A 459-nucleotide genomic window follows, 5' to 3' on the forward strand; every position below is an offset into this window, starting at 1 on the left:
CCCATCACTCAGGAATCGTACCAGGTTGCGCAGTTTTACCTGGTAATCCCCTTCCTCCGTCCCTGGACGAAACTTGATTTCTTTAACCTGAATCTGCTTCTGGTTTTTCTTGGCCGCGGCAATCTGCTTCTTCTTCTCGAAGATCGATTTGCCGTAGTCCATCAGTTTGCAAACAGGGGGTACTGCATCGGCGGAAATTTCCACCAAATCCAGTTTGGCCTCTTCAGCCTTAAGAAGCGCGTCTTCAATTGACACAATCCCAAGCTGTTCACCTTCAGCTCCAATTAACCGAACCTCGCGTGCCGAGATATTCTCGTTGATCGGGGCTTTCGGTGCAGCTCGTTTATCTTGTCTCATTTCACGCTTAATAATAATTACTCCGAATCTGTTGTTCGTAGGAGGGTATTGTATTGATAGAGTTTTTCTGCTATTTTTGATATGGGTTTTGTGCGTATGTTT

At 45.8% G+C, this 459-nt stretch carries 1 protein-coding gene; it reads right to left on the reverse strand.

What is annotated here, in order from left to right:
- A partial coding sequence (gene infC / locus ACIPLA_RS25840; protein WP_401177105.1) for a translation initiation factor IF-3 occupies positions 1-375 on the reverse strand: 375 nt, incomplete at its 3' end.
- Positions 376-459 lie beyond the last annotated feature (84 nt).

Origin of the sequence: Pseudomonas sp. NPDC086112 (assembly GCF_044746425.1) — a bacterium.
Taxonomy (GTDB): Bacteria; Pseudomonadota; Gammaproteobacteria; order Pseudomonadales; family Pseudomonadaceae; genus Aquipseudomonas.